Origin of the sequence: Erythrobacter ani (assembly GCF_019204025.1) — a bacterium.
Taxonomy (GTDB): Bacteria; Pseudomonadota; Alphaproteobacteria; order Sphingomonadales; family Sphingomonadaceae; genus Erythrobacter; species Erythrobacter ani.
In genome coordinates this window covers 1,428,295-1,436,455 of record NZ_JAGSPB010000001.1, presented here as the reverse complement: position 1 = coordinate 1,436,455, position 8,161 = coordinate 1,428,295, and the positions used below count along the sequence as shown (strand labels likewise).

Annotated in this window: 7 protein-coding genes; 1 reads left to right on the top strand and 6 read right to left on the bottom strand. The window is 57.4% G+C overall.

Annotation, left to right across the window (positions count from 1 at the left end; all coding sequences use genetic code 11):
* Positions 1 to 183, bottom strand: a 183-nt coding sequence (locus KCG45_RS06955; protein ID WP_218316320.1) for a winged helix-turn-helix transcriptional regulator, incomplete at its 3' end; no start/stop codon positions are given.
* A 209-nt stretch (positions 184 to 392) separates the two neighbouring features.
* Between KCG45_RS06955 and KCG45_RS06950 the strand changes: the two genes are divergently transcribed.
* On the top strand, positions 393 to 623 hold the full coding sequence (locus KCG45_RS06950; protein WP_218316319.1) for a tautomerase family protein: 231 nt from the start codon (positions 393 to 395) through the stop codon (positions 621 to 623).
* A gap of 224 nt (positions 624 to 847) precedes the next feature.
* On the opposite strand, the gene KCG45_RS06945 is transcribed toward KCG45_RS06950, so the two are convergent.
* From KCG45_RS06945 to KCG45_RS06925, 5 genes are all read right to left on the bottom strand, one after another.
* On the bottom strand, positions 848 to 1,909 hold the full coding sequence (locus tag KCG45_RS06945) for an alpha/beta fold hydrolase (RefSeq protein WP_218316318.1): 1,062 nt from the start codon (positions 1,907 to 1,909) through the stop codon (positions 848 to 850).
* 1 nt (position 1,910) lies between these two features.
* Complete coding sequence (locus tag KCG45_RS06940; protein WP_218316317.1) at positions 1,911 to 3,335, bottom strand: amidohydrolase family protein; 1,425 nt, start codon at positions 3,333 to 3,335, stop codon at positions 1,911 to 1,913.
* A complete protein-coding gene (locus KCG45_RS06935) occupies positions 3,332 to 4,180 on the bottom strand; it encodes a zinc-binding dehydrogenase (RefSeq protein ID WP_218316316.1) in 849 nt (282 codons plus the stop codon). Before KCG45_RS06935 ends, KCG45_RS06940 begins: the two co-directional genes overlap by 4 nt.
* Before the next feature lie 132 nt (positions 4,181 to 4,312).
* Positions 4,313 to 4,942, bottom strand: coding sequence for a hypothetical protein (locus KCG45_RS06930; protein ID WP_218316315.1), 630 nt, complete (start codon positions 4,940 to 4,942; stop codon positions 4,313 to 4,315).
* Positions 4,943 to 5,066: 124 nt separating this feature from the next.
* Entirely contained in the window at positions 5,067 to 8,156 is a 3,090-nt protein-coding gene (locus KCG45_RS06925) for a type I restriction endonuclease subunit R (RefSeq protein WP_218316314.1), read from the bottom strand.
* Positions 8,157 to 8,161 lie beyond the last annotated feature (5 nt).

Below are 8,161 nucleotides of genomic sequence, written 5' to 3'. Positions count from 1 at the left end.
GTTTGCTTCCATCTGTTTCAATCGGTTGCTCAGCACAGTCGGAGAAATCCGAGGGAGCGCGCGCTGGAAATTCTTGTAGCGAGTTGCGCCCAAAAGGAACTCGCGCAAAATCAGCAAGACCCAGCGATCACCGATCATGTCTGCCGCCTTGATTGCAGGGCAGAGGCTCCCAGACGTGCTCATCGATATCCCCTTCAGGCTTGAAGCGCCAACCAGCGATACCCGATACTGGGCAACTTTAGGAAGGTTGGACGCGGTTACTACGCAAGACGTAGCGGGTTTCTACGCGAGACATAGCAGCCTGCTCCGCTTTGCGGACTAGTGCCCCGTGTGCCGATCCTCGATTGTCCTCCTATCGCCGGAATGGTCCCGGAGACAACTGGAGAACAACAATGCCAATGGTAACAATCGACGTGATCAAAGACGTATTCACGCCCGCCCAGAAAGCGGAGATGATCGAGAAGGTAACGGAAACGATGGTTGCGCTTGAAGGTGAAGCGCTAAGATCGGTGACGTGGGTTCGGATCAACGAATTTGAGCAAGGTGATTGGGCCATAGGCGGGCATATGCTTTTTGCATCAGATGTGCATGACATGGCAGCGGGCAACTCGCAGGCAGCCTAGAACACAACTCCTCGACTGATGCAGATAGGGGCCCGGCACCAAGGCGCTGGGCCTCATTCATTATCGTCTTGGCACTTGAGGTCGCTAGCCAAACATCCACTTTTCCGCGTAAGCAGACCGACACTGGACCGACCGCTTTCGGCCCCTACCCAGTCACGCCTGGTTCTCAAATCGCGCTTTGTTAGTCCTTTGCGAAACGCATGACTCGACACCGCATTCGAGAGTTAGGCATTGAGCGTCTCTCTGAGTATCGCCCGCGCTAGCTTTGGCTCTTCGAAAAGCGGGCTGTGCGCCGAATTCTCGAAAAGGTAGAATTCCTTCGTCGGCGCTTCGATCACGTCGAAGTACGCTTTAGAAAGTTCGGCGTTGGCAGTGTGATCGTGGTGGCCGACGAAGAAATAGATGGGAAGTTCGAACCTCGTCAGTCGCTTAGCCAGATCGTCACGCAGGAGCGCGTCCCAGAAGAACGGACGGGACCAGAGTTTGCCGCGCCAGATGTTGATTTTCTCGCGCAGCGTGTATGCACGCACCCGCCAGACGGGCAGGAAGATGCCCCTTACGACGGAAAGAGTATCGCGGGTGTTACCGACGCCGAGCTGATGCATCGCCTTGTCGCGATGCCGCATCCAGGCTGGCGAAAGCCCATCCTTCATGCTCACCGGCGCAGCCTCGAGCTTGCGGACCATCCGTTCGTCGCCAAGCTTCCGGTAGGCGTCAATCATGAAGTCACGCGCCAGAATTTCAGATCGCAACTGATGCGCTATCTGCGCCATTCCGATGTAGGCAAGAAAGCGATCAGGCGCCTCGGCGGCAACCTGTATGCCGAGATAGCTGCCCCACGAATGGCCAAGCAGGATAATCTTCTCCTTGCCGAACCGCGCCCTAAGGTAGTCGGCCACCTCTATGGTGTCAGCAATCATCTGCTCAATCGTCATGCTGGCAGGCGGGATATCGGTTGCAAACGACATTCCGGCCCCGCGCTGCTCCCACCAAACCATAGTAAAGTCCTGCGAGATGGCGGTCGGAAACTCCTGCTCCATGAAAAACTCAGGCATTCCGGGTCCGCCATGGAGAAACAAAAGGACAGGGTTCGCGGGATCAACGCTCTGGATGAACATGCCCTGCCGAATGCCGCCGATGTCGACGAACACTCGCTCGGAGATGCTGCCTGGAATGATCGCCCAAGTTTCGTCTCGCAGAGGTTCCAGTCTGCCTGGACTGATCCAGGCCAGCCCGGCGATCCCGATACCGGCGACTGTCAGAAAGACCAGAAAGCCAGTCAGCACATCACTCGCCTTGCGCCAGAAGCAGCGCCTCCATTGCATCCAGCTCGGCGCGGTCGATATAATCTCCAGCTGCGATTACAGCTCGGGGGCGGCGCAATACGGCAAGTCCCTCAAGCGGGTTTGAGTCCAGCAGCACGAGGTCAGCCCGTCGCCCCGGGGCAATGGAGCCATCCTGGTCGGCAAGGCTAAAGAAGCGCGGCGGAGCGACCGTTGCGGTAAATAGCGCTTCTCGCGGTGTTAGGCCGATTTCGACGTAGAGATCGAGCTCATCGAGCAGAGAGAAGCCGTGGAACAAGTATGGATTGGCAAAGGACGCATCGGTCGAGGCGAGGATCGGCACGCCTGCCCGGTGAGCCATCAGGAAGGTCCTGCGGTCAAGCGCGATGCTGTCTTGCGCCAGCGCGCGTACCTCGTCGGTCATCGCTACCAGTCGGAAATCCGGCTCGCCCCATGCTTCGCGAACATCGCCCGGGAGCATGCGCATGCGCGGCGTGTCGGCACTAGGCCAATTGCCGAGATAGAAATTGGCTACAACCAATGTCGGACTCACATGAAGCTTTGCCGCAGCCAGCTCCGCGAGTAGCCTTCGGCATCGCTCTTCGTCCCAGCTCTCGAGGATGATCCGGTTGCGCGAAGCCATAATACCAAAGACCTGATCAAGCGGCGCGCCTGCCGCCATCGCGGTCCGCAGAGTATCGAGCATCGCTTGCTCCTCGGTCGAACATGCCATCGGAATACGACCGAAATGCTCCATCCCGTTCTGCCCCGCTTCAATCGCTGTGCGCAGCGCAACCTGTTCAGGGATGTGACCGACAAGCGGAAGAACTGCTTCCTCGGAAGCTTCGGCAAGTGCGAGATAGGTTGGCTCATCGAGCATCGAATAAGACTTCACCGCAGCCCAGCCTTCATCGGCAACACGCGCGACTATCGATCGGGCTTCCTCGGGCGTGTCTGCAAGGAACATTCCGGGCCAAGAGCCAGGGCGTGCGTCCACCCAAGCACCCGACAGCACGAGCCTAGGGCCAAGCACCTCGCCAGCCTCGATCCGCGCCTTAAGCGCCTGCTGCTCGGCGATCGGCCATAGTGCGCCCATGTCGCGCACGCCCGTCACCCCGTTGATTAGATATTGCGGAAAGGCGGTATCGGGTTCAGTGGCTGAAGAGAATATGTGGACGTGGCTGTCCCACAGGCCGGGAATCAGGAATCGCCCTTCGGCATCGACCCGCTCCACTTTTGGGCTGGCCGCAACATTCGGACCGACCGCCGTGATTTGCGTGCCCTCGATCAAGACCGATTGATTCGCGATGAGCGTGCCGTCCTCAATGTTGACGATTGTCACGTCAGACAGGAGTAAGCCCTCCTGCTCTTGCCCAGCAACTGGTGCGGTCAGACTCAGGCCGATGGCGGCCAGCCATAAGTTTTTCATCGCTCACTCACTCTCATCACAAGTTTTCCATGCACTTCGCCCGCTTCCACCCGCTCATGCGCGCGGCGAACATCTGCCAGCGGCACTACCTCTGCGACTGCGGGATCGATCCGTCCCTCGGCCAGCATCGCAAACAGAGTCGCAAGGTCTTCGCGGAACCATTCGGGATGCTCGCGCCGCATCGCGCCGATCGAATAGAACGCGGTCGCATGGCCATTGGGCAACCAGTCCCACAGCTTGAGCTTGACGAAGTCGAGCGGGATTGAGCCGCCGCGGCCCAGCACCTCGTTCTGGAACCCAAGGGCGATCAACATGCCACCAGGCTTTAGAGCATGGAGCGAGCGCGACAGGCTCTCGCCACCCAGCGGATCGAACACGAAATTAACCCCCTCGCCGACCGCTACGCTGATCGCTGCTTCCATGTCCAGCGTGTCGGCATCAATGGGCGTGGCGCCGTATTTCCGGATCAGATCATGCTTGGCTGCTATGTCGGTGCCGAAAGCGGTGATCCCCGCATCGCGTGCAAGCTGAAGCATAGCCGTGCCAACTGCGCCGCCCGCGCCGTGGATCAGCAGGCTCTGCCCTGCCTGCGCGTGTGCTACCCGGTACAGCATCTGGTAGGGCGTAACCGCCGAAAGGATCACCGCGAGCGCGTCTTGATCCGCCGGGCCATCGGGCACCCGCGTAAGGCGTTCGGCGGGCAGGCAGACAAATTCGGAATAGGCACCGATGGTTGTGAGGTCCGCCACCCGCTGACCGATGTTCCAGCCTTTGACCCCCTCTCCCAGCGCATCGACAAGGCCGACAAGGTCGTAGCCCGGCACAAAGGGCGGCTTATCCTTCACATCCGGATACATGCCCAGAAGAGGACTCTAATCTATGCGTTAAGCCATTGCTTTACCGTAATTAGGACTGATCCTGATGGACAAATGCCCCCAAATATGCCCCCAGATGCCGAGCGCTGGCTACCTATTTGCTCAAAAATTGATGCCCCCAAGCCTGTCCATCTGGGCCGCCATTGCGGCACCGCATCGTGCGTCCAGTTCCCAATAGCGGCGCTCATACTCTGCAAAGGTTTTCCTCCACATTCCTTTGGGTCGGCGAATTGGCCTTTCCCAGCCCGGCTCACAGCCTAAGCGCTTCTGCAACTCAAAAAGAGCTTCGAAGGGTTTCTCGTGATCGGCTATGCGTTGTGAGTAGTAGGCAATTCCATATGCCTTGCGGCTGGCAAATTTCTCCGCACCGGCTGGGCAGTAGAGCTTTCCAACACGCTCCGCAGTGAACGGGCAGAGCATCCACCATCGTTTTCCGCCAAAGTGTGGGCGAGTGTAGGTCAGCGGCACGGTTTGGACGTGACTCTTCTTTTCTCCTGTCCAACGCCTGATGGTGTCGAAACGCAAAATTAGAACCGCATCCTCGGGGTCACGCATATCACATTCATAACCAATCCTGCCGCTAGACTCGCCTCGGCATGTCCAACTCAGCGAACCTATGACCGACTGGCCTGGAACAGCCATTCCTTGGCGGATCATCCATGCGATGTCGATCGTCAGCGCCTCGTTGGCAAGCGGCCTGCCATCGCGCTGTCCAGAACCATAACCGCCCAAAAAAGAGACCCTCCTATGCTTGACCTGAAATGAAACCTGGAGCCGATGGTGCAACATCGCCACGCCCCATGGGAGGAAATCTCCTAATGAGTAGCGCTTTCAAGGAGCAAGTATCTATCACTGTTCAATCAGGGCGACGACTGCCACCCTTTCCGTTGATACGCTCAAAAACCTCCTTGGCTAAGTGCTTTTGGGCTGCCTGCCGGAAGTGCTTATCGCTCATAACGCGGTGAAAAATCTCGTCGTTGCCATCCATTCTTTGAATAAACAGATCGTCGATCACCTTGCCGAAGTAGTTTGAGAAATTGGGCAGGCTGTTGGCGCGGGCAGCTTCGACCACATTTTCGTCTAGCTCGGCTGTTGCCCTCACCTGATCGAAGAACAACTGATCTGCCTCACTGAAGTCCGTTCCGAAGCGTTCGTTCAATCTTTCCACGAGCGACGACAACGCAACATCTGTGTCTTTGGCCCCCGCCGTCCCAACATCCGAAGGGCCCTTGAGCGGCTGGGCCTCTCCTTCTTGGAGGTCGATTGACCCTTCGCTCATTTGCTGAAGCCGGAAGAACTTGAGCGCGACATCATCATCGAGCGTGTATTTTGTGCCATCACCGACGCGAGGTAGCTTGAGAGCCAAGTTGCGCGTGAACGCGTAAAGCTGCTCCAACTCAGCATCGTGATAGGGCATGATTTGGGACAGGAAGGCGTAAAGGTTCTTGAAGGCGGACAAATGGCCTCGGAACTCTTCCTGTTCCGGTTCTTCCTTTTCCTTGAACCGCTCGACCACTCGGTCGAGAACGGAGTTCATGATCTTGTGATCTTGCCCTCCATGTTGCCTGCGCGACTTGAACCATACGGTGGCAAACTCGCTAACATCGGTGCTCGTGAAGATGGCCTTTTCGAGCAAGCGATGATGTAGCTCATTGAGCTTCTGCGGATCGACCTCATCGGCGACCGGCGTTGCTTCGTAGTAGGGCTTGAACGCGTCAAAAATCTCTTCTTCCTCATTCCGGAAGTCGAGCACGAAGACCTTCGTCTTCCCCACAGCGGGAGCGATCCTGTTCAGGCGCGAGAGGGTCTGGACCGCCTGCACGCCTGCGAGCTTCTTGAGCACATACATGGTCTGCAAGAGTGGTTGGTCGAAGCCCGTCTGGTATTTGTCCGCGACAATGAGAACGCGATACTCGTCACCCGAGAATTTCTCCGGCAACTCGCGCTCTGGCAGACCATCATTCATGCCTACTTCGGTGAACGAGCTACCGGGCAATTCCTCATCTTCAACGGAACCGGAGAAGGCTACCAGCGCCCGTATGCCCTCATAGCCCTTCTCCTTGATGTATTTGTCGAAGGCGAGCTTGTAGCGCACGGCGGCCAGCCGAGAGCCTGTCACTACCATCGCTTTTGCGCGCCCGCCAAGCTCATGCATGACCTTAAGCCGGAAGTGTTCGATGATTACCGTGACGACCTGTTCAACGTTGACTGGATGCAATTCTAGGAATTGGCCTAGAGCCTTTGCAGCGGCTTTCTTGGGAACCTCAGGGTCATCTTCGATCTGCTTCACCAGCCCGAAGAAGCGCTTGTAGGTCGTGTAGTTCTTCAGGACATCGAGAATGAAGCCTTCCTCGATCGCCTGCCGCATCGAATATTCGTGGAACGGTGAAGCACCGGACGGTCCCGGCTCATCGAAAACCGCCTTGGTCTTGAACTTCGGAGTGGCGGTAAAGGCAAAGAAGCTGAGGTTGGGCTGCTTGGCCCTCTGCATCATTTCCTGCTTGATGCGCTTCTTCGCATCCTCGGTCAGGTCATCGTCCTCTTCATCACCTACCTGACCAGCGATTGCGTCTGCGATGCCATCCTTGTTGAGAATGCCCTTGAGCGCAGCGATTGTCTCACCCGACTGCGAACTGTGTGCTTCATCGACGATTACCGCAAACCGGCGACCCTTGGTTTCAATCGATACGCCCTCGCCCTTCTTCTCCAGCGTTCTTATCGCCTGAGAGATGAACGGGAATTTCTGGATCGTCGAAATGATGATCGGCGTGCCATTGGCTAATGCTTTGGCAAGCTGCTGAGTGTTTTCGTCGATCTTTTCGACAACCCCCGTCTTGTGCTCGAACTGGTAGATCGTGTCCTGAAGCTGCTGATCCAGAACGCGCCGGTCGGTGATGACGACCACCGAATGAAATACCTTCTCGTCCTTCGTATCGTGGAGGCTCGAAAGCCGGTGAGCCAGCCAGGCAATGCTATTGGATTTCCCCGAACCGGCAGAGTGCTGCACGAGATAGTTATGACCTGATCCCTTCGCTTTCGCGTGGGATATGAGCTTCCTCACCGCGTCTAGCTGGTGGTAACGCGGGAAGATCATAGTCTCCTTGCGCACAACCTTCTGGCCAGTTGGTGTGGGGACGCGGCGTTCGCTCACTTCTAAGTGAATGAAGCGTTGGAGGATGTCCAAGAGGCTGTCGCGCTCTAGCACCTCGTCCCACAAATAGTGGGTCTTCCATTGTCCGGCGACGAGCGGATTGCCTGCGCCGAAATCGTGGCCCTTGTTAAATGGCAGGAAGAAGGTCTCCGAGCCTTGCAGCTTGGTGGTCATCCAGACTTCGTCTGGATCGACCGCGAAATGGACGAGTGACCGTTCTTTGAAGCGGAAGATCGGGTCGCGGCCATCGCGATCCCGCGTGTATTGCTTGCACGCATCCTCGGCACGTTGGCCGGTCAGTTGGTTCTTCAATTCAGCGGTTGCCACCGGAAGCCCGTTGAGCGCGATCACCACATCAAGGATGCATTTGCGTTTCTTGCCATCGGGGTGCTTCAAAACGTCCGAAACAAACTCGACCTGCCGGATGATCCGCAGGCGGTTGGCGTCGTATCGCTTGGCCGCTTCGGGGTTCATGCCGCTGTTCGGCTGGAAATAGGCGAGGCGCAATTCCCTGCCGTAGCATTTGAACCCGTGGCGCAGCACACCGAGCGCCCCCTTGCTGGCTAGCTCCTTGGTCAGGCTGTCGATGACGGTCGCCTCGGTGCGATCTTTGAGCATCGCCTCAAGCTGTTCCCAGCGGGTGGGTTGGCTCTCTTGGATGAAGGCAATTACCTCGCTCGGGAATAGCGCGGTCGCCGGATCAAATTCCGAGGGGACAAGCTTCTCGTAGCCGCGTTTGGGGACGAGGCTTTCCTCTATGGCGGTCTCGTAATGATATTCGGTATGCCCTGCCACAGGTC

What these genes read in the sequence shown, in the direction of transcription:
- KCG45_RS06950 (WP_218316319.1), top strand. Translation starts at nt 393, where the DNA reads ATGCCAATGGTAACAATCGACGTGATCAAAGACGTATTCACGCCCGCC.
- KCG45_RS06940 (WP_218316317.1), bottom strand. Translation starts at nt 3,335, where the DNA reads ATGAAAAACTTATGGCTGGCCGCCATCGGCCTGAGTCTGACCGCACCA.